This is a genomic window from Paenibacillus hodogayensis (assembly GCF_039536325.1).
Taxonomy (GTDB): domain Bacteria; phylum Bacillota; class Bacilli; order Paenibacillales; family NBRC-103111; genus Paenibacillus_AB; species Paenibacillus_AB hodogayensis.
Map to the genome: position 1 here is coordinate 22,605 of NZ_BAAAYO010000020.1, position 20,754 is coordinate 43,358.

General features: G+C 55.7%; 15 protein-coding genes and 1 riboswitch. Of the genes, 6 read left to right on the forward strand and 9 right to left on the reverse strand.

Annotated features, from left to right (window positions below; all coding sequences use genetic code 11):
- Nucleotides 1-110: 110 nt before the first annotated feature.
- The 4 genes from metE to ABD796_RS32500 form a co-directional block, all read right to left on the reverse strand.
- A complete protein-coding gene (gene metE / locus ABD796_RS32485) occupies nt 111-2,423 on the reverse strand; it encodes a 5-methyltetrahydropteroyltriglutamate--homocysteine S-methyltransferase (RefSeq protein ID WP_344916364.1) in 2,313 nt (770 codons plus the stop codon).
- A 157-nt stretch (nt 2,424-2,580) separates the two neighbouring features.
- Nucleotides 2,581-2,770, reverse strand: a riboswitch (cobalamin riboswitch).
- A 79-nt stretch (nt 2,771-2,849) separates the two neighbouring features.
- A complete protein-coding gene (locus ABD796_RS32490; RefSeq protein ID WP_344916366.1) occupies nt 2,850-3,164 on the reverse strand; it encodes a hypothetical protein in 315 nt (104 codons plus the stop codon).
- Between the two features lie 72 nt (nt 3,165-3,236).
- Complete coding sequence (locus ABD796_RS32495; protein ID WP_344916368.1) at nt 3,237-3,470, reverse strand: hypothetical protein; 234 nt, start codon at nt 3,468-3,470, stop codon at nt 3,237-3,239.
- Between the two features lie 197 nt (nt 3,471-3,667).
- Nucleotides 3,668-4,888: an MFS transporter gene (locus ABD796_RS32500; protein WP_379120915.1), complete on the reverse strand. Its 1,221-nt coding sequence runs from the start codon at nt 4,886-4,888 to the stop codon at nt 3,668-3,670.
- Between the two features lie 230 nt (nt 4,889-5,118).
- Between ABD796_RS32500 and ABD796_RS32505 the strand changes: the two genes are divergently transcribed.
- Nucleotides 5,119-5,544 (forward strand): MarR family winged helix-turn-helix transcriptional regulator, encoded by a 426-nt coding sequence (locus ABD796_RS32505; protein ID WP_344916369.1) that lies wholly within the window; start codon nt 5,119-5,121, stop codon nt 5,542-5,544.
- 128 nt (nt 5,545-5,672) lie between these two features.
- Here ABD796_RS32505 and ABD796_RS32510 read toward each other — a convergent pair whose 3' ends face one another.
- The 3 genes from ABD796_RS32510 to ABD796_RS32520 form a co-directional block, all read right to left on the reverse strand.
- Nucleotides 5,673-8,249 (reverse strand): U32 family peptidase, encoded by a 2,577-nt coding sequence (locus ABD796_RS32510; protein ID WP_344916370.1) that lies wholly within the window; start codon nt 8,247-8,249, stop codon nt 5,673-5,675.
- Between the two features lie 161 nt (nt 8,250-8,410).
- A complete protein-coding gene (locus ABD796_RS32515; protein WP_344916371.1) occupies nt 8,411-8,920 on the reverse strand; it encodes a phosphoesterase in 510 nt (169 codons plus the stop codon).
- Nucleotides 8,921-8,924: 4 nt separating this feature from the next.
- Nucleotides 8,925-9,908 (reverse strand): PfkB family carbohydrate kinase, encoded by a 984-nt coding sequence (locus ABD796_RS32520; RefSeq protein ID WP_344916373.1) that lies wholly within the window; start codon nt 9,906-9,908, stop codon nt 8,925-8,927.
- Nucleotides 9,909-10,116: 208 nt separating this feature from the next.
- Between ABD796_RS32520 and ABD796_RS32525 the strand changes: the two genes are divergently transcribed.
- From ABD796_RS32525 to ABD796_RS32545, 5 genes are all read left to right on the forward strand, one after another.
- Nucleotides 10,117-13,296, forward strand: coding sequence for an FG-GAP repeat domain-containing protein (locus tag ABD796_RS32525; RefSeq protein ID WP_344916375.1), 3,180 nt, complete (start codon nt 10,117-10,119; stop codon nt 13,294-13,296).
- Nucleotides 13,297-13,402: 106 nt separating this feature from the next.
- A complete protein-coding gene (locus tag ABD796_RS32530; RefSeq protein WP_344916377.1) occupies nt 13,403-13,654 on the forward strand; it encodes an acyl carrier protein in 252 nt (83 codons plus the stop codon).
- Nucleotides 13,655-13,658: 4 nt separating this feature from the next.
- Nucleotides 13,659-14,870 (forward strand): class-II aminoacyl-tRNA synthetase family protein, encoded by a 1,212-nt coding sequence (locus tag ABD796_RS32535; RefSeq protein ID WP_344916378.1) that lies wholly within the window; start codon nt 13,659-13,661, stop codon nt 14,868-14,870.
- Nucleotides 14,871-14,882: 12 nt separating this feature from the next.
- Complete coding sequence (locus tag ABD796_RS32540; RefSeq protein ID WP_344916380.1) at nt 14,883-15,809, forward strand: type 2 periplasmic-binding domain-containing protein; 927 nt, start codon at nt 14,883-14,885, stop codon at nt 15,807-15,809.
- A gap of 107 nt (nt 15,810-15,916) precedes the next feature.
- Nucleotides 15,917-17,065 (forward strand): MBOAT family O-acyltransferase, encoded by a 1,149-nt coding sequence (locus ABD796_RS32545; RefSeq protein WP_344916382.1) that lies wholly within the window; start codon nt 15,917-15,919, stop codon nt 17,063-17,065.
- Between the two features lie 239 nt (nt 17,066-17,304).
- Here ABD796_RS32545 and ABD796_RS32550 read toward each other — a convergent pair whose 3' ends face one another.
- Complete coding sequence (locus tag ABD796_RS32550) at nt 17,305-17,517, reverse strand: hypothetical protein (RefSeq protein WP_344916384.1); 213 nt, start codon at nt 17,515-17,517, stop codon at nt 17,305-17,307.
- A gap of 288 nt (nt 17,518-17,805) precedes the next feature.
- Nucleotides 17,806-20,694 (reverse strand): excinuclease ABC subunit UvrA, encoded by a 2,889-nt coding sequence (gene uvrA, locus ABD796_RS32555; protein WP_344916386.1) that lies wholly within the window; start codon nt 20,692-20,694, stop codon nt 17,806-17,808.
- Between the last annotated feature and the right edge of the window lie 60 nt (nt 20,695-20,754).

Here is a 20,754-nt window from a genome sequence, read left to right on the forward strand (position 1 = left end):
TTGGCTTAAAATTTTGTGTCTAAATTGTGACAATGAAAATCCTTTGGAAAAAAAAGGACCCCATTCATTATGGAGTCCTTTCCTATGGCTTGTCAACCGCTTAGATCAGCTTATGCCGGTTGGCCGCCGCCTGCCGCGATGCGTGTTCTGACGACCTTTGCCGCCTCGACCATGTTGGTCAGCGAAGCGACCGTCTCGTCCACGCCTCTTGTCTTCAATCCGCAGTCCGGATTGACCCAGAACAGCGCCGGATCGAGTACTTCCAACGCACTGTCGATAATCGACACCATCTCCGGAACCGGGGGAACGCGCGGGCTATGAATATCGTAGACGCCGAGACCGATGCCGAGCTCGTAAGGCTCGCGCTCCAGCGCCGGAATCATTTCCCCGTGGCTGCGAGACGTCTCGATCGAGATCACGTCGGCATCCAGGGCGCGGATCGAATCGATCATATCGTGGAATTCGCAATAGCACATATGCGTATGAATTTGCGTGGACTCGCCGACGGAAGAGGTCGCGAGCTTAAACGCCCGTACCGCCCATTCCAGGTAACCCGGTCCGTCTTCGTCTTTCAGCGGCAACCCTTCGCGCAAAGCCGGTTCGTCGACCTGAATCATGCCGATGCCGGCCTTCTCCAGCAGCTCGACTTCCTCGCGCAGCGCCAGCGCGATCTGGTTGGCCACTTGCTCGCGGGACAGATCGTCCCGGACGAACGACCAGTTCAAAATCGTAATCGGTCCGGTCAGCATGCCTTTGACCGGCTGGGACGTCAGCGATTGGGCATAAGCCGTCTCCGCTACCGTCATCGCCTTCACATGCTCCACATCGCCGTAGATTACCGGCGGTTTGACGCATCGGGAGCCGTACGATTGTACCCAGCCGTTAGCCGTGAACGCAAACCCGTTCAATTTCTCGCCGAAAAATTCGACCATGTCGGTCCGCTCGAATTCCCCGTGCACGAGCACGTCCAGGCCGATCTGCTCCTGACGCTCGATCCACAAACCGATCTGCTCGCGAACGAACGCTTCATACTGCTCCTCGGTCCATTCGGCGGAACGCCACTTGCGACGCGCCTGGCGAACGTCAGCGGTCTGCGGGAAGCTGCCGATTGTCGTCGTAGGCAGCACAGGCAAGTTCCAGCGGGCCAGCTGAGCGCTGTACCGCTCGGCGAACGGCTTGCTGCGCGCCGGCTCCGATCCGTCGGCTGCGGCTACGGAAGCGCGCACGCCGGCGCTGACGCGGCCCGGATGAGCCTCAAGCGCCTCAAGCGCTTCGCGGGAAACGAGCAGCTCGTCGGCAACCGCCGCTTCTCCTTCGCGGAGCGCGCGTACGAGCAGGACGATTTCTTCCAGCTTCTCGTCTGCATAGGCGAGGGCTTGCTTCAGAACCGGATCGAGCTCCTTCTCCCGGCTTGTCGTCACCGGTACGTGCAGCAGGCTGCAGGAAGGCTGGAGGATCTGCCGGTCCAGCGGGACTTGGGCTGCCAGTTCGTTCACAAACGCCAGCTTGGCGCCCAGATCGCTCCGCCAAATATTGCGGCCGTCGATCAATCCGACCCCGAGAACTTTGTCAGCCGGGAAGCCGAACTGCTCCAAATGCTTCTTGTTCCGCACATAGCCGTGCACGAAATCGAGTCCGATGCCGTCCACCGGCAAAGCGACCGTTTCCTCGTAATGCTCGACTCCCTCGAAATACGTTTGCAGCAAGATTTTCACGCGCGGAGCAGCACGACGCACTTCCTCATAGATACGGGCAACCCGCTTCATCTCGGCCTTTGGCAGCGATACGGACAGGATCGGCTCGTCGATCTGCACCCACTGTACGCCCTCTTCATCCAGCTCGCGAATCAATTGCAGGTAAGCCGGCAAAAATTGATCGACCAGTTCGTCCAATTGTTCGGCTTTGTAGCCTTTGGACAGCTTCAGGAATGTGTACAAGCCGAGCACGACCGGTTTCCCTTCGATCGAAAGCTTTTCTTTGGCTTCCCGGTACGCCTGCAGCGGACGGTTTTCCAGAAGTGCGGGCTTCGCTCCTTCCAGCTCGGGCACGATATAGTGGTAATTCGTGTTGAACCATTTGGTCATTTCGGAAGCGGTCGCCCCTTGCACGCCCCGAGCTATCGCGAAATAAACGGAGAGCGGCACCGGTCCTCCCGTATGCCCGAAGCGCTCCGGCACGACGCCCAGTTGGACCGCCAGATCAAGCACATGATCGTACAAACTGAAGTCGCCTACCGGCACCAGATCGATGCCTTTGTCGCGCTGCGTGCGCAGATGATTCAAGCGGATCGTTTCCAATTGGGCCAGCAGTTCGACCTCGCTCGTCTTTCTCGCCCAAAATGCTTCAAGCGCCTTCTTCCATTCCCGGTCGGCCCCGATTCTCGGATACCCGAGCGAGCTGCTGCGTATTGTTGTTGTCCCCATAGCCGTTCCTCCTCTTATTGTCTCGCGGACTGCTTATTGCTTGAAAACATCAAAAAAGACATCCTTTACCCGGAAAAACGCATAGGTAAAAGATGCCCCCTCATTAGTACGTATGATGGCCGCTATCTTTAACACCTCCCTATCTCCCGTAGGTAAAGCAGTGCTGTCAGAACAGGCAGGTCTCCTGGCTCCGGGATCGACATGTTTGACGGCCTTCCCGATCATTCGATCAGTGGCGTTGTTCGTCAAACACTACTCCGTTACAGTGGCGGGACCGCGTCGGTATTGCACCGATCTTCCCTTTTAAGCACCGGCAGCGCCGGCACACCTATTCCCACATTATTCGGTTATGAAAACACAGTTACACAAGGATCATACAACACAATGCCCGGTTGTGCAAACCCTATCGGAATAGTTATTATTGGATTAGGTGCCCGAAGAATCGGTCGAGAGATGTTCTTTCTCCTCCGCCAGCCGCTCGATTTCCGCTACAGACAAACCCGTTACTTTGGCTATGACAGTCATGTCTATCCCCTCGATCAGCATAGCTCTGGCCGCCTTGGCTATTCCTCTTGCTTCTCCTTTTGCTTCTCCTTTTGCTTCTCCTCTTGCTTCTCCTTCGGCGATAAGACTGTTTCGCTCAATCAGCGAATGTTCTCGCGCCTCGTATAAACGGATCGTTTCTTCATCGCTGCTCAGCCACTCGAGCCGTTCTTCCGTTTTGGCAATAATAGGGTCCATCCCGATCAGCTCCTTCAAATTGTGACAGTCAAACCTGATCGGCAAGCATGTCCCGGAAGAGTACTCCGTTTTTTAAACCTCGTTTATACATATAACTTCGGCCAAACTGTGAAGATGATTGATTTTTTCTTCATAGGCGAATAAGACCGCCACCTGTTCTTCAGGTAGTCGGTCTTGCAACATTTTAAATAAACTGATGATCTCTGTCTTTGTCTCATCGTACTCGGACAACCGGTCAGCCAGCAGCTGCCCATGCATAATCGTTTGATCGAGAATAAGCTTTTGAAAGGAATGGCTGATGCTCATCAAAATCCCTCCGCCTCAAAATTTCAGGAATCAGGCGTAAGGAAAATGAGTTCTATCGAATTCCCATCACGCCTTCTTCTAATTTTATCCTATAATGGGAATATGGCGCTACGGTTTATACTTGGTTAACTATAGGTAGAGAACTATACTTCGCAAATGCAAGCCCGAGCGTCACTTCACAATCATCACCGATCCCCTCAACCATGCGACACTGCATCGTCAATGTTTGCCAAATGTCTTCGCCGCGCCAGAACGATAATAACACCAAGTAACACCATGCAAGCTCCGAAGAAAAACGGGATACGCGGACTGAACCACTCGGCCAACTTGCCCGCAAGCCATGGCGAGATTGCTCCGCCCATGAACCGGACGAAGCTATAGGCGGCGGATGCGACAGAGCGTTCTACCGGAGCCGATTCCATAACCGCCGTTGTAATCAGCGTGTTGTTAATACCGAGAAAAACGCCGGAAACGACTACGCATGCAATAATGACTGTCGGGGTGTACGCCCCCGCGCCCATAACGAACAGAACGATGGCGAACAAAGTAAGCACGATGCTGATCGAAGCGACCGTGCCCAACCGCTTCTGCAGCTTTGGCGCCACGAACACCGAAGTAACGGCGAGAAGCAGTCCCCAGCCGAAAAACACATAACCCAGCCCCCGCTCGTTCAGCTCCATCACATAAGGCGAGTAAGCCATCAGAGTAAAGAAACCGAAGTTGTACAAAAAAGCGGCCAACCCGAGCGTCAGCAACCCCGGATAAGCAAGCGCTCTGAACGGCGCGCTGAGCGGACTTGGCTTCTTGGGCTTAGCCACGTTAGGCATAATCACAAGCAGAAAAAGAAACGCTATACCCATCAGCACGCTGACTCCAAAAAACGGACCTCGCCACGAAATCGAGCCGAGTTCGCCGCCAAGCAGCGGACCAACCGCTATACCTAGACCCAGCGCGGCTTCATAGAAAATAATCGCCTTTGCCGTTCCGGACGTGGATAAACCGACGATCGCCGAGAGGGCGGTGGCCAAAAACAGCGAATTGCCAAGGCCCCATCCCCCACGAAGTCCCACGATTGCATTGATGGTATCGGAATTGCCGGCAAGAGCGGAAAATAAAACGATAAGCAAAATCCCCATGATCAGCGTCCACTTGGTCCCCAATCGGCTTGAGACGAAGCCAGTAATCAGCATCGCGATGCCGGTAACGAGATTGTAGCTGGTAAATAATAGCGAGACCTGACTGGGCGTAGCGTCCATCTTCTTGGCGATAGCCGGCAAGATCGGGTCGACCAGCCCAATGCCCATAAAGGAGATAACGCAAGCGAACGCAACGGCCCAAACCGCCAAAGGCTGGCTGAACGTGCCGGAGCGCTGACGGATTTCCTGATACTGCGGGTCTGTCGAAACGGTTGACATCATCGATAGCCTCCAAATTATCCAAAATAAAAGCTTTATCCTTCATCCGCTAACATCCATGGGAGCCCAAAACTAATTGTATAGTACAATTATTATTTATTTGTATTATACAACTTCATTCGGCAGTGTCAATGGATTTCCGCAAAAACCCCGTAGGGTCACGGCTTGCCCTTTCCGCGAGATTTCGGGTAAAGTTAACGAATAAGAGAAGGAAAGCAGGAGGTTGATAACGAATGGACAAGCACGATCTGGAGGCGCTCGATCTGGAGCTGGCTACATTCGGTCGGAGGGCAACGGCTGTGGCAATGGATAAGAAGCTTGGAACGCTGGAAAGGTCGGCGTACTTGCTTCTTCATCATTTGTCTGTCCACGGGCCGACCGGAGTCAAATCGCTGGCCGAGCAATTCCGGCTGGATATTTCCACCATCAGCCGCCAGACGGCCGCTCTGGAAAGCAAGCTTTACATCCACCGTTTGCCCGACCCGACGGACGGACGGGCCAGTTCTTTTGAGATTACGGAGTCCGGTTCGGCGGAGCTGCGCAAAACAAAGGAGCTGCGCCTGGCCCGCTTCGCCAAGCTGTTCGAAGGATGGACGCCTGACGAGTCCGATCAGTTCCTTCACCTGCTTGCCAAGCTGAACCGCACATTTGTCGATTAGTCGACGGGACTGACACAGCGGTGGAAAAGTGTTTTTTATTCGGCTACATCCACCGGCTTTCCCGACGTATAAAAAAAGAGAACCCCTATGAACCGGGATTCTCTTGTGGACTTATCACGCATTTTCTTTTATTTCACCAGTTGCCCGCGCGTAACACCCAGCTGATTGGTAGCCTTCAACGACCGCCAAACGGTCGTTCCGGATATTTTCCCCGCCAGCGCCCGTCCGTACAGATCGAGCACCTCGCGAACCTGTTCCGGCGACTCCTCCAAAAACTCGACGCGATAAGCGGTCACGCCCAGCTCCCGGAACTGCGGCAAATATTCCGCACCCGATTGTTCGATGGCATTGTATACGGTATTCCGGCAGCCTTCGTCCACCCGCACCGGGTGCGACATGCCGATCCGGTCCTGAAGCGACACCCGGTGTTCCTCGCAAGGCCGCCCGCAATTCGTATAATTCGTCCCTTCGCTCAAAAACGTGCAGTACACGCAATGCTCGGTATGGAACATCGGCAAATGCTGGTGGATCACAATCTCCACCTGCGACGGGTCGGTACGGCGAAGCAGGTCGATCATCTGCTGAATGTTCAGGTCGTACGACGGCGTGACGCGGCTGCAGCCGGCATCGGCGAACAGCTCGACCGTCTTGTGATTGACCGCATTCAGCGAGAAATCCCCGATCAGCTCCGGCGTATAGCCGTCTTTGCTTTCCGCGCGGTGCTTCATGAAATAATACATCGCGCCCGTATTGCGGATCAGCATGGCGTCGGGACGCAGGTTCAGCATATTTTTGAAATAACCGGTTTCGTTCGGCATATGAATGCGCGGCGTCGCCAGCGCGATTTTCCGCCCAGCCGCACGAACCGCTTCGATCGCTGCAGGGAACTGCTTAATGAATTCGAAATCGGCGTACACCCACTCTACGTCCGTGGTCAATACCGCTTTCACCTGCTCCACATTGCGGCATAGCGCAATTAGCCGCGGCTCTTGCCTCAAACCTGCCCCGTCCGTCGACACGGAGCCTGTAGCAGCTAAAGACGGAGCGTCCGAGCCGGCGGCGAACGATCCAGCCGGAACTATCCGGTGCGCGTCGCCGTATACGTCCACCTCGCGCTTCACGTAGCGTGGCGGCTTCTGCCTAGCTTCGGCCAGCAGCTCCACCGCCTGACGGCGCATCTGGTTCAGCTCCCGCATCGGAACGATCAGCGATCCCTCCAAATCCAAATCCAAAGCGCTCAGGGCAAAATAAGTGCCGCCGAGCCGCCCGAATTGCTCCTCGAACAACGTCCGGTCCATCGGGCGCTTCTCCGCCTGCACGGCATGCAGCTCCGAGCGCACCTCTACCTCCTGGCCCGTCTGCTCGTCCGTCCATACCGCCTGCAGCGGCTCGCCGAGCCTTCCTTTCACAGCGACGCGCACCGGGAATACGCGGTAAGGCTTGTCGGTTTCGAACGTCTGACGCAGACGCTTGTCCAGATGAGGATCGCTTGTCTTCCAAATTCGGTCGCCGACGCGCACCCTCTTCAGATCGACGTCGTTCCTCCCCGGGACGATCTCGATTAGGCCGCCAGCCGCTTCGCCCTCCAGCTTCTGGCCTTTACGGCGAATGTCGTAGACTCGCCCGCCCTCCTCCGGCTTGGTCGGGTCCCCGGCATCGAACACGATGCCGTCTCCGCGCTTGAGCGGAGCCTCCAGCTCGCACAGCACCCCGTCGCGAAGCAACTGCTTGACCCGGCCCAGATAGACGCCACGGCTTTTCGGAAACGTTCCTTCCACCAGTTGCTTATTGTCCGTCCCTTTGAGGAAACCGTACGTGAATCCCCGGGAAAAGCTCTGCTGCAGCTCGCGCAGCTCTTCCTTGGACGGCAACGGATCGCGTCCGGCGAAATAGCTGTCGATCGCCTTGCGGTATTTGCCGACCACATTGGCCACATACTCCGGCGATTTCAGACGTCCCTCGATTTTAAACGACGTGACACCCGCCTCGATCAGCTCCGGCACAAGCTCCAGAGCCGCCAAATCTTTGGGGGACAGCAGGTAGGCGATATCGCCCATCGGCTTCTGCACGCCATCGATCATCAGGTCGTACGGCAAGCGGCACGCCTGGGCGCATTCGCCGCGGTTGGCCGAGCGGCCTCCCCACATTTCCGACGTGAGGCATTGCCCGGAATAGGACACGCATAACGCCCCGTGCACGAACACTTCCATCGGCAGCTTCGCTTGATCGCCGATCTGACGGATCTGCTTCAGGTTGTTCTCCCGCCCGAGCACTACCCGTTCAATATCGAAAGGCTTCGTAAACTCCACGGCCTCCGGCGAAGTGATCGTCATCTGCGTCGAGCCGTGGATCGGGAAGTCCGGCGATATATCGCGGATCAGCTTCACAAGCCCGAGATCCTGCACGATCACGGCGTCCACCCCGGCATCGATGCACGCTTCGATCAGTTTTTTGGCATCGTTCAATTCTTCCTCGAACACGAGAATATTGAATGTCACGAAGCCTTTCACTCCGTACAGATGCAGGAAAGACATTACATCCGGGAGCTCGTCCATCGTAAAATTTTTTGCCCTCACGCGGGCATTGAATTTGTCCACGCCGAAGAAGACGGCGTCGGCCCCATTGGCCACGGCCGCCCTCAAGCAGTCCCAATCGCCGGCAGGGGCCAGCAGTTCAATATGTTCGATGCGAATATCTTCGCGCATGTCTCGTTCCTCCAATGTCTTGCGTGAAACGGTCGAATACCGCTCTCTATTCTACCAGTTTACCAGAAAAGGAGAGGTTCATGCCATCCCGCCTGCGGAGGAAGAAGCAGGGAGCTGTTTTCGGCAGTGTCCGAGCCGCTCGGATCGGGAGCCTAGGTCAGTTACTGCTCTTCGTTCGGAACGACCAGCCGCCGGATTTCGTCAAACGAGACGGGCGTATAATCCCAATGCTCCACGCTGACGTTGATATAGTGGCTGCCTTCGTATTTCTGGCCATGAATATGACCGTGAATGTTCACGTACGGCATATGCTTATTCATATACATCGGCTCGTGCGAGAGAAAGAAAAAGCCCGCGTATACGATCGGATGCTCGCTGACCTCGTCAAAACCGGCTTCGAGCCACCATGTCCGGGAACGCCCCCGGTCGTGGTTGCCCATAATCAGTGTCTTGTATCCATGCAGCCGATCCACGATTCCCCGCGTCTTCTCTTTGTTCAAAAAGGAGAAGTCGCCCAAATGAAACACTTTGTCGTCGGACCCGACGACGGCGTTCCAGCGGTCGATCATCGTCTCGGTCATCTCCTCGGCGTCGCCGAAAGGACGCGATTCGAAATCGATAATCGATTTATGGCCGAAATGATGGTCGGATATGACAAAAACGTTTGCCATCCGTTCAACCCTCCTCGCCAAGCTTCTCGTTAACTTGGGAAAGCGCAGGCAGTGCCGGAATCGCTCCCCGCCGGGTCGTGGTCAAGGCGCCTACGGCATTGGCAAGACGCAGCGTCCTCTCCGCAAAGGCCCGGTCCTCCATCGCCTTCTCCAGCTCCGCCGCCTTCACCCCGGCCTCCGCCAGTCCCCACAACAGACCGCCTACGAAGCCGTCTCCCGCCCCGGTCGTGTCGACAGCCTCGACCTTCACGCCGGACACCGTCGTCTCGATCGTCCGCGTAAATACGCGGCAGCCAGCGGAGCCCAAGGTGACGATGACGCAGCGCGGTCCCAGGCTGAGCATCAGACGCACGCCTTCTTCCGTATCCGCGCCTTCATACAGAAATCCGACCTCCTCCTCGCTCACCTTCACCAGATCGGCGAATGGCAGCTGGTCGAGAATGATCCGTCGGGCGGTCTCTGCGTTCGGCCACAGCGGCAGACGCACGTTCGGATCGTAGGAGACGAGGGCACCGCGGGCTCTTGCCCTTCGGGCAGCGTCCAGCGTGGCGCTGCGGCTCGGCTCCACAATCAGGGACAGCGATCCGAAGTGGAAAATGGCCGTATCTCTCAGCCATTCCTCCCGCACATCCTCCTTGCGAAGCAGCATATCCGCCCCAGGCTCGCGATAAAAGATAAAATCCCGCTCCCCGTCTTCCTTTAAAGAAACGAACGCCAAGCCGGTACGCGCTTCGTCCGTCTCGACCAGCGCCGGCTCCACTCCGGCCTCCCGGAGCGCCTCGTGCAAATACCGCCCGAACGGATCCCGGCCGACTTTTCCGATAAACCGCGAACGTCCGCCCAGCTTGGCCACGGCCGCCGCTACGTTGGCGGGAGCTCCCCCCGCCGCTCTATGAAACGCTTCGACTTGCGAAAGCGGCAATCCGTTTACATCCGGCACGAAATCAATCAACAGCTCGCCCAAACAAACGACCGTATGCTTTTCCATGAGACCTTCATCCTCCTTGGTGGAACTCCTTGTCTCGAATTATAGCCGACCGTCCGACAAAAGTGGAGCATAAGCGGCAACTTTCTCCCCGCCCATTCGTCAAATGTTTAACAAGCCGTATCCGAAATGCTATAATGTCACTAGTCCTTTAACCAAATCGACACCATTCGAACCGGAACGACCATCCTACAAGTTTTGAGGGATCGCTTTGTCATTGCGCAAACAAGCGGCCTGGTTCGCCGGCGCCCTTCTGCTCGTCGCAGTGTTCGCGCTCGTCTTCGGCCACAGGCAGGAACGGGTAAGGCTGCTGTATGCGAGCAACGGAGACGCTTACGACCAGGCGGCTTATCTGAACTTTCAACAATCGCTCGTCGCCAACGCCGAAATGAATCGATTTTCGCTGGACAAGCTGAGCGGACGAAACCTGGCCTCCTACGACGCGATTTATCTCGACGTCTCCTTGAAGCATTCGGCTGTTCTTCGGGACGCCGTTCCGAAGCTCGAAACCTATGTCAAACAGGGCGGCCATCTGTTCGTCGAGAACGATCTGCTCGCCGACCTGCCGATGCCACTGCTGGGCGCATCCGCGCTGGTGCCGGTCACCAGTATGGCCAAGCCCAAGTTCGATTATCCGGCGGTACGCGGGAATGTGCAGGGCATCCAGCAGGTTTTCAAGCAATTTGCCGATAATTATACCGCCCATGGCTACATAACCGATATGAACGACACGATGCCGGGCTTCGACTGGGGGCAAGCGATCGTCCCTGCCACCGCGGAAACGGTAGTCGCGATGAACGGCCAAGCGCTGTTTACGGTAAATCGGTACGGGAGCGGAACCGTTATGGCCGCCAGCACGTTTTTGCCGAACCGCTACTTTATTACCGGCTTCGATCTGCAAAGCGGGATGGATCCTGCCAAAGGCTTCCCGACTCGGGCAGAGATGCACGACAAGGCGCTGGCGACGCCCGGCCGGTCGCTTTATTTCGACTTTAAAACAGGGCTTCCGCAGGAGCCTTACTTTCATTTCGCTTTCGCTGCGGCCAATCATCTGCTTCGCAACGAGTATATGGCCTATGTATCGAAGGAAACGCTGGGTTATAGCCTGAAAAAAGTGCTAGGCCCATACGGACGGCCCGCGATGGCCTACCAGAACCATTTCGAGGCGCTGCCGGCCATCGAGCATAAGGAAGGAATCGCCTGGGCCGAGCTGCTCAAGACGTACAACCAGCTTCCTTCGTTCTCACTTGTCCGTTCGTCGTTCGACTGGCATCACTGGTATGAGGGCGTCACCGTCCACTTGAATACGGGTACGAACGCCGAACCTCGATTCGTCGGGGAATTCCCGAACTCGTTCTATTCCAGCGGCACGCTGCTGGCCAGCCAAGGCTCCCCGCTGACCGTGGCGGCGTATCCGGGTAAAAACCAGCTCGGTATGAGACTGGAGCTGCCTTATCGCGCTTATCCCGCTCTGGCCGACCTGAACGGCGACGGTAAGCCCGATCTGCTTGTCGGCAGCGCCGACGGCTATGTGTACCGTTACGCGAACGCGGGGACGACGCTGACGACGCAAATGGTGCCGGAAGGCTCCGCTTATCCGGACGGCTTCGGGGCCCCCGAGAAGCTCCGACTGGACAACGGGCAGCTATTCCGCACCGACGGCTACGCTACCGTAACAGCGGCAAGCTTGCGGGGCAACGGCTTGACCGATCTGATCGTCGGCAGCGCCGACGGCTCCATCGTAGCGCTGCTTCGCCAGCCAAAGGGCGGCTTTGCGGCTCCCGTCCCGCTGCTGTCCGGCGGAAAACCGATTCGCGCCGCCGCTAACTCCGCTCCCGCCCTGGGCGACCTTAACGGGGACGGCGTACCGGACCTGGTCGTTGGGGACGCGGACGGGAACGTGACGGCCTATTACGGTGTTGCCGGCCAACCACTGCACTTCGGCCCAGCCGTACCGCTATTTACCATTGACGCCAAATACGCCGCTCCGGCGGTGCGCGACATGAATGGCGACGGGAAAGCCGATCTCGCGATCGGCAATAGCGAAGGCGACCTGCTCGTTTATGTGCAGCGTGACGGAACTTGGGTGCCGCAAGGCCCTATCGCCGGCCAGACGAGCAACCAGATGGGCACCAAGGCGCTCGTCGGCGGTCAATATTCCGTACCGCTGTGGGCCGATCTGAACCATGACGGCAAAGAGGATCTGATTGTCGGACAGCTCCAGTACAGCAAGCCGGTAGCGCTGGACGATCCGGCCTTCCCGCACAAGCCAGAGCTCCAGGCTTTTCTCGACTACGCGCGGACGAACAAGCTGGAGATCGTGCCGCACGTCTACATGCATAGCTTCCTTAGCCCGGAGCAGGAGAAGCTGGAGCTGGAACTGCAGCGCAAAACGTTCGCCGCGCTCGGCTTGCCGTGGACGAAAACCGGGACGAACCAGCATACGTGGCGCATTAACCAAATGGACCGGCTGCAGACGCTGCGCAACGAGAACGAGGCCGATATTTGGTACAATTTCGGGTTCAAGCCGTCCAACAGTCCGACCGAGCCGCAGTGGGGACAAGACTTTATATGGAGCTTCCCTTTCCTGCTGGAGGACGACAAGCTAAAATCGCCGATGCTGCTATATGCCCCCGGCTTTCTGTTCAGACCCGGAGAAACGGCTGGGACGGCGGATCTATACAAATCGCAAGCCGCCTTGGATATGCCGATCGATTATTTCGAGCATATCGAGTACCAATACGACGATCCGGCCAAAACGGCCATGCTGACCGAGTTTGTTCGCTTCTTCGACGAACTGCGAACGTCGTATGACTACAATTTCATGTCGGAACCGCAAATGGCCCGCTCGTTCCTCTCCGCGATGAAAAGCGATATTCGCGTGGAACGTCCTTGGCTGTTATATGCAATCGACAAATTGAAAACGAAGCTCGGGCGCGGTCTTCATCTGACGCTATCCATCTCCGCGGACACGCGGGACGTGCCGGACATGGCCGCGGAATACCGCGACACCGCCGGCGTCGTCTTCGAGCCCGGGGAGAAATACGACGGCTATCCGTTCGCTACCGATTCTCCGGCCTTTACGAACAACGGCGACAAGCTGTATATTGGTCTCGGATTGCGCCGATTGACGAGCGTTTCCGTCCAGTGGGGCGACGAGCCTTTCCATATCGTCCGCTCCAACGTACCGGTCCGAATCGAGAACAGCGGCTCCGTCTGGAACATAAAGCTTGATTCCGAGGGTATGCAGCAGATCAAGCTGTATGGCCCGCTGCCGCTCCAAATCGCCGGAGACGACTTGAAGATCGAGAAAGACCCCGACCGCAATCTGTACACGGTCACCCATTTCGGAGATAAGACAAGCATCACCGTCACGATGCCTAGCGACTGAGGCGCGTTAACGCTTTGGCCCTCGCGTCGCGGCAATGACCCTGACCCGTTCCGACCGCGGTTCCAAGAATGGAATTCAGCCTTTTCAGACCAAAGGAGACTTTGCCATGGATGAGATCATAGAGCAGCTCGAACGTCATATCCGTGAACGTTACGAGATCGAAAACGACGACGATGATTTTGGTACCGACGTTCATTTGTTCGACTACGGGTTTATCGATTCGATCGGGGCTACAGCTTTGATCGCCCATATCGAGAAAACGTACGGCATTCAAGTGACGAATCAAGATTTGATGCTCTATTCGCTGAATACGATCACGGAGATCGCCACCTTTATCGCGGCGAAGACGGGGAGGTAATACCATGAAAACCGATAATTCGACCCTTTATACCATTTCTCTCGAGCGTCTTGACCCGAATCAGCACGGGCAATTGAAGTACGCTTCGGCCTTCGTCAGCGAGTACATCGACGACGTTCGTTTGGATAACGGGACATTGACGATCGTCCATCGCGACCCCGCCGGCAGCGATCGCATCCAGGCCGGCGTAGAAAAGCTGATCGAGCGTTTCTCCAAGGGCGACTTTGGCTTTAAAGAGCATATCTTATTCGAAAATCGCGGCAGGATGCCTTATCGCGGCGATATTATCGCCGACCTGGTCGCAGCCAAAACGATCAAAGTACTCGACCCGGGGCTGTTTATATTCCGCGAGCCGTTCTCCAGCCTGCTGCGCTTCTTCGACGATACGTTCGTGCAGCGGATTGCCAAGGCGTTCGGAGCCAAGGAAGAATCGTATCCGGCCATCATTCATTTGTCGACGTTGGACAAAACGAACCATTTCACTTCGTTTCCGGAGCATTTGCATTTTCTGAGCCATCTGCGGGACGATCTGGACGTCATCGAGTCGTTCTCCGATTCGATCCGTGCCGCCGGTGGCTGGAAAGAAGACGCGCCGCTCGATCTGAATCGCAATATGCCGAAGCCGCGCTTTGCCATGAACCCCTCCACCTGCTACCACTGCTACGAGGGGCTGCAAGGCGAGACGTTGGAGGGCGACGGTATTGTCGCGACCGCCGTAGCCAAATGCCACCGCTACGAGTCGAAAAACCATACCGATTTCGGTCGGCTGCTCGACTTCAGCATGCGGGAAATCATTCTCGTCGGCAAGCCGGAATTCGTCCGTGAAAACCGCCTGAAAGCGGTAGAGCATCTCAAGCAGTTGGCTATCGAATGGGAGATTGACTGTCTGATCGAGAACGCCAACGATCCGTTCTTCACGAACGATTTTCAAGTGAAGGCCTCGTTCCAGCGCAATCAGGAAATGAAATATGAAATGCGCTTGACCATTCCGTCCATCAACAAATCGATCGCCTGCAGCTCGGTTAACTTCCACAGCACCGCTTTCGGCACGGCGTTCGATATCAAGACCGGCAAACGGCCGGCCACGACCGGCTGTATCGGCTTCGGCCTGGAGCGGTGGGTGTTCGCCTTCCTGGCGCAATTCGGCTTGGATGAAGCGGGCTGGCCTGCAACGTTCCGCGAGCAGTATCACGCATGGCACAATAAATCCAAATAACGAGTGATTGTCATGAAGGTATGGACGTATGTGAGAAAAAACAGCTTCGTGCTGCTGCTCGTCATTGTCTTCGCGCTCCTCGATGCGTTCGTAGCCTGGCGCGATCCGATGTCGGTTTCCGAGCGGTTCGAGAAAGACGATTTTACGAAGACGCTTATTCACCATCAATGGCAACGCTCCGGCGCCGTCTTCTTCGGAAACTCGGCGGTAACGGGCGCCTATATGGAAGACAAGGCGAAGCGGCCGCTTGTGGAGATGGGGATGTCGTACGGGAAATTGACCGATCTGAAGGAAATTTTGCAGAGAGGGCTGTATGAACCCAAGCAGAGGCTGGTGGTCGGGATCGATGTCCACACGATGCTGGATCAGATGCAGACCGACCCGCGTTTTCCTTGGTCCCGGCCTTGGTATAGTCCCTATCTGTTCTACTACCGGGACTATTTCCAGGATGCGGGCAGCGAATGGCTTCGCAACGCTTGGACGGGAGCCCGTTCGGGCAAGCTCGATTTCCATACGTACGTGCCTCGCTGGATGGACAAAGAGCTATATTTTGGCCACGAACCTGCGGAACAGTTGAAGAAGGACTTACAGCGGTACGAGGAGCATTATTACTGGATGACGCTTGCAGATATGAAGGACAACCTCGCCGCCCTGGATTGGGTGGTCGCCTATGCGCAGCAAAACGGGCTGCCGCTTCAAGTCGTATGGATGCCGCTGAATCCCGATCCGGCCTATCCGCAGCCGAAATACTGGCAGGCGTTGAGACAGAGCGTGAACAAGACGCTGCAAGCGAACGCCATTCCGATGCTCGATTTGGCCGACGCCTTCAAGCCGGACGAATTTCACGATCTGGTGCACTTGAACCGGGAAACCGGCGCGCCGAAATTTACCTCGGAGGTGGACCGATGGCTGCAATCCTTCGAAAAGCCGGCGAAGTGATCGCGTATGCGATCATGCTCGCGCTGGTGGCCATTTGCTTTACGGGCAAAGGGCTGTTCATCTATGAAGGCTTTTAAGCTTCCGCCTATTTCCAAAGGAGCCCTCCCATGTCTTACTTGTTGAACCTGCACGCCTTGGCCGCGCTGCTCGGCATGGTCGTCGTGCTGCTGCTCACGCGGCGTTGGCCGCACAACAAACGAATACTCGTGCTCTTGTTCAACCTCTGCTTCCTGTATCTGTTCAGCCGGAAGCTGTTCTTGTTCTCGGCTGTCTATGTCCTGATCAACTATGCGGGATATGTGTGGCTGTGCTATGCGCCAAAGGGCAAGAGACTGCTGTTCGGTGCAGCGATTGTGCTGAATGTGGCTGGCGTCTCTTCGCTGCGGCTGTTTGGCATGAACGTGCTGGAGCATCCGTTATTCGACGCGATCTACTTATTCGGTCTAATCTACACCGTGCTAAAGGTCATCGATGCCTACTACTTCGCCTACTATATCGGTAAGGACGGCAAGGCGCCGCTGCTCGATTTCGTCAATTATTTGCTTTTCATTCCGACCTTTACGTCCGGACCGATTTTAAAATTCCGCGACTTTATGGCCGACTCCCGGAAGCCGTACACCGTATCGGCCAAAGACTTCGAAGCCGGTATTAAACGAATCATACTCGGCTTGTTCAAGAAGGTCGTGCTGGTGGCGGGAATGACGGTCGTCTTCCATGACGTGCTCGATCATGACTTGAAGTTTTACCACAGCCTGTTTTTGATGATCTGGTTCTATGCGCTTATATATTTCGACTTCTCCGGCTACTCCGATATCGCCATCGGTTTCGGCCGGCTGATGGGCTATACGATTCCAGAAAACTTCAAGCAGCCGTTCCTGTCGCCTACGCTGACCCAATATTGGCGCAATTGGCACGCTACGCTGGGAGACTGGTTCCGTGATCACATCTTCATGATTTTTTCGCGCCGGTTTTCGTCAAGAGGAGCGGCGGCCGGATTGTCCATTGTGATCATGCTCGGCATCGGCTTGTGGCACGGGTTCTCGTGGTTGTACCTGCTATGGGGACTGTACCACGGGATATGGATGGCGATGGAAAGCTTGCTGCAACTGTCGTTGGTCAATCGTAAAAAAGTATCGCGCTCCTACTTCTACTTCCGCTGCATCTGCACGCAGCTGATCGTCACCTTCGCCGTTATCGTCTACAGCGGCAACAGCGATGTCGTGCTGCGAATTTATAAAGGCTTGCTTCATTTTTGAAAAAGACCGGTCCTTTCCCAGAAAACCGTTGGGTTCTAGCAGCCTAACGGTCTTTGTCGTGCCCTATGGGAAGGGAAATCCGCAAACCGGGGAGGTAGAAGGCCAACAGGCTGAGCCCGCAGGGGCTAAAACAGGCACTCGCCGAAAACAAAAAAATGCCGGGCCTGAGTGCCCGACATTCCTCTTTACCGAAAGTATTACAAGGTATGACCGATTCGTTTCCTGAAGCTATCCGGCTCTTAGCCCATCCAGCCTTGAACCATGAACACGTCCAGTACGAGGAACACGAAAAGGCTGAAAGCGCTAAAACCGATCGCAAATTTATTTTTAACCGGCGCCGCGACGCCTCTCACCAACGCGACGATCAACAGGATCGTGAACAAAATCATGAAAAGATCGAACGTATGGAAGTTGGACGTACTTGCCGCAGCTGCTTCATCTGCCAAAAACATAGCTAGGGACCTCCTTATGGTAACCATCGAATAAATAAACACACTTATTCTCATTTTCTTCTATGTTATCGTGCCCAGTCAACCGTTGCAAGCGAATTTTGCTTTGTTAACAACTTTGTCACCATTTGAACCGTGCTTTTGAAAGTACGGACCTTTCGGAACCGGAACAGCCCAGCTTCACGTATAAGATGTCCATCTTTGCTAACATTTATAAGTCCCCTCACAAACAGAACCAAAGAACGGACTGATGCTCTCCGTCCTCTGGTTCGCGTTAGGGCCATACTATCGTCAAACGGCCGCATTCTCCTGTACCTGATCCACCTGTTCTTGCGCTTGCTGAATCGTTCTTTCGCGATCCCGCTCCAGAATCGGCCTCAAATATTTGCCCGTATATGATTCTGCCACCTTCACCACTTGCTCCGGTGATCCCGTCGCAACAATCGTGCCTCCCCGATTGCCGCCCTCGGGACCCAAGTCGATCAAGTAATCGGCGGTCTTGATGACGTCCAGGTTATGTTCGATGACCAGCACCGTTTCCCCGCTATCGACGAGCCGGTGCAGCACGTGCAGCAGCCGGTCGATATCGTGAATGTGCAATCCCGTAGTCGGTTCGTCAAGAATGTAGATCGTCTTGCCGGTGCTGCGACGGTACAATTCGGCCGCGAGCTTCACCCGCTGCGCCTCGCCCCCCGACAGCGTCGTGGCCGGCTGGCCGAGCTTCATATAGCCAAGTCCGACATCCAGAAGCGTCTGCAGCTTGCGGTAAATGCGCGGAATGTTCTGGAAAAATTCGCAGCCGTCCTCAATTGTAAGCTCCAGCACCTCGGCGATGCTTTTGCCCTTATACTTAATATCCAATGTTTCGCGGTTATACCGTTTGCCTTTGCATACTTCGCAAGGGACGTAGACATCGGGAAGAAAATGCATCTCGATCTTGATAATGCCATCTCCCCGGCACGATTCGCAGCGGCCGCCCTTGACGTTAAAGCTGAAACGGCCTTTCTTGTAACCTCGCACCTTCGATTCTGTAGTCGATGCGTACACGTCGCGGATATCGTCGAATACTCCGGTGTATGTGGCCGGATTGGATCTCGGCGTGCGCCCGATCGGCGACTGGTCGATATCGACGACTTTCTCGATATGCTCCAACCCCGCGATTTCCTTGTGTTCGCCTGGACGCGTCTTGGCCTTATTCAGATCGCGGGCCAGCGCCTTGTACAAAATATCGTTAATCAAGGTGCTCTTACCGGAACCGGACACGCCGGTCACGCAAGTGAACACGCCAAGCGGAATTTTCACGTTGACGCCCCGCAGGTTGTTTTCCTTCGCCCCTTTGACTTCCAGCCATTTTCCGTTCGGCTTCCGCCGCGGATTCGGTACGGCTATAAACTTTTTACCGCTCAAATATTGGCCGGTCAACGAAGCGTTATCGTTCATAATTTCTTCGGGGGTCCCCTGGGATACCACTTGGCCTCCGTGAATGCCCGCTCCCGGTCCGATATCGATAATATAATCCGCGGCCAGCATCGTATCCTCATCGTGCTCGACGACGATTAGCGTGTTGCCGAGGTTGCGCATATGCTCCAAAGTCTGAATCAACCGGTCATTGTCGCGTTGATGCAAGCCGATGCTGGGCTCATCCAAAATGTACAAAACGCCCATTAGGCTGGAGCCGATCTGGGTTGCTAACCGAATCCGCTGCGCCTCCCCCCCGGACAACGTTCCCGCCGAACGGCTGAGCGACAAATAATCCAGACCCACATTCACGAGAAAACCGAGACGCGACTCGATTTCCTTAAGCACGAGGTTCGCAATGGTGCGTTCCTTTTCGGTCAATTGCAGTCCTTCGAAGAAACGTGCCGCTTCGCCGATCGACAAGTTCGTCACGTACGCCATGTTTTCGCCCGATACCGTCACGGCCAGACTTTCCCGCTTCAGCCGGTGGCCTTTGCAGCTTTGACAAGGCTTGGCGCTCATATATTGCTCGATATGCTCGCGAATGCCGTCCGATGCCGTTTCCCGGTAACGCCGCTCCAGGTTGCGTACGATGCCTTCGAATGGGACTAGAGCGTCCTTCGTAAACCCGAAGTCGTTTTCGTAGCGGAATTTAATTTTCTCTCCGCCAGTGCCGTACATGATTTTCTTCATATGCTCGGCGTCCAGCTCGGAGACGGGAACGTTTGTCGGGATGCCGTAGTGCTGGCAGACTGCTGCCAGAAACTGCGGGTAATAATTGGACGTGCTTCCCGCCCACGCTTCGAAGGCGCCTTCCTCGATCGTAAGCTGCGTATCCGGGATGAGCAGGTCCGGATCAACGATCATTTTCGCCCCCAGACCGTCGCAATCCGGGCAAGCTCCGAACGGGCTGTTGAAGGAGAACATGCGCGGGGCCAGTTCTTCGATGCTAAACCCGCATTCCGGGCAAGCAAACTTCTGACTGAACAGAAGCTCCTCTTTCTCCATCACATCGACGATAATGCGTCCGTCCGCCAGCTTGAGCGCCGTTTCCAACGAATCGGCGAGACGGGCTTGAACATCGCTTTTGATCACGATCCGGTCGACGACGACCTCGATCGAATGTTTTTTGTTTTTCTCCAGCTCGATTTTCTCGGACAGATCGCGAATTTCTCCGTTGATGCGGACACGGACAAATCCTTGCTTCTGTACGTCGGCCAGCAGCTTCGAGTGCTCGCCCTTGCGGCCGGATACGATCGGAGCCAATATTTGCAGCTTAGTCCGTTCCGGATATTCCATAATGCGGTCGATCATCTGCTCCACGGTCTGGGATGTAATCTCGACCCCATGATCCGGACAGTGAGGCCGACCGATACGGGCAAACATCAAACGTAAATAGTCGTAAATTTCCGTGACCGTGCCGACGGTGGAACGCGGATTGCGGCTCGTCGTCTTCTGGTCGATGGAGATAGCGGGAGAAAGCCCTTCGATCGAATCTACGTCCGGCTTGTCCATTTGGCCTAGAAACTGTCTGGCATACGCGGACAACGATTCTACATAGCGCCGCTGTCCTTCTGCATAAATGGTATCGAAAGCAAGCGACGATTTGCCCGAGCCGCTCAGGCCGGTCAGCACGACGAATTTGTCGCGGGGAATCGTCACATCTATATTTTTCAGATTATGCGCTCTTGCTCCTTTAATAACGATGCGGTCTTGTGCCACTTCGGATCACCCTTTCCGGTCTGGCGTTTCATTATTTCATCATAGCACGGCAAGAAGGGC

Excerpts from the sequence above, each read along its gene's own strand:
- metE (WP_344916364.1), bottom strand. The coding sequence starts at position 2,423 with ATGGGGACAACAACAATACGCAGCAGCTCGCTCGGGTATCCGAGAATC.
- ABD796_RS32490 (WP_344916366.1), bottom strand. The coding sequence starts at position 3,164 with ATGGACCCTATTATTGCCAAAACGGAAGAACGGCTCGAGTGGCTGAGC.
- ABD796_RS32495 (WP_344916368.1), bottom strand. The coding sequence starts at position 3,470 with ATGAGCATCAGCCATTCCTTTCAAAAGCTTATTCTCGATCAAACGATT.
- ABD796_RS32500 (WP_379120915.1), bottom strand. The coding sequence starts at position 4,888 with ATGATGTCAACCGTTTCGACAGACCCGCAGTATCAGGAAATCCGTCAG.
- ABD796_RS32505 (WP_344916369.1), top strand. The coding sequence starts at position 5,119 with ATGGACAAGCACGATCTGGAGGCGCTCGATCTGGAGCTGGCTACATTC.
- ABD796_RS32510 (WP_344916370.1), bottom strand. The coding sequence starts at position 8,249 with ATGCGCGAAGATATTCGCATCGAACATATTGAACTGCTGGCCCCTGCC.
- ABD796_RS32515 (WP_344916371.1), bottom strand. The coding sequence starts at position 8,920 with ATGGCAAACGTTTTTGTCATATCCGACCATCATTTCGGCCATAAATCG.
- ABD796_RS32520 (WP_344916373.1), bottom strand. The coding sequence starts at position 9,908 with ATGGAAAAGCATACGGTCGTTTGTTTGGGCGAGCTGTTGATTGATTTC.
- ABD796_RS32530 (WP_344916377.1), top strand. The coding sequence starts at position 13,403 with ATGGATGAGATCATAGAGCAGCTCGAACGTCATATCCGTGAACGTTAC.
- ABD796_RS32535 (WP_344916378.1), top strand. The coding sequence starts at position 13,659 with ATGAAAACCGATAATTCGACCCTTTATACCATTTCTCTCGAGCGTCTT.
- ABD796_RS32540 (WP_344916380.1), top strand. The coding sequence starts at position 14,883 with ATGAAGGTATGGACGTATGTGAGAAAAAACAGCTTCGTGCTGCTGCTC.
- ABD796_RS32545 (WP_344916382.1), top strand. The coding sequence starts at position 15,917 with ATGTCTTACTTGTTGAACCTGCACGCCTTGGCCGCGCTGCTCGGCATG.
- ABD796_RS32550 (WP_344916384.1), bottom strand. The coding sequence starts at position 17,517 with ATGTTTTTGGCAGATGAAGCAGCTGCGGCAAGTACGTCCAACTTCCAT.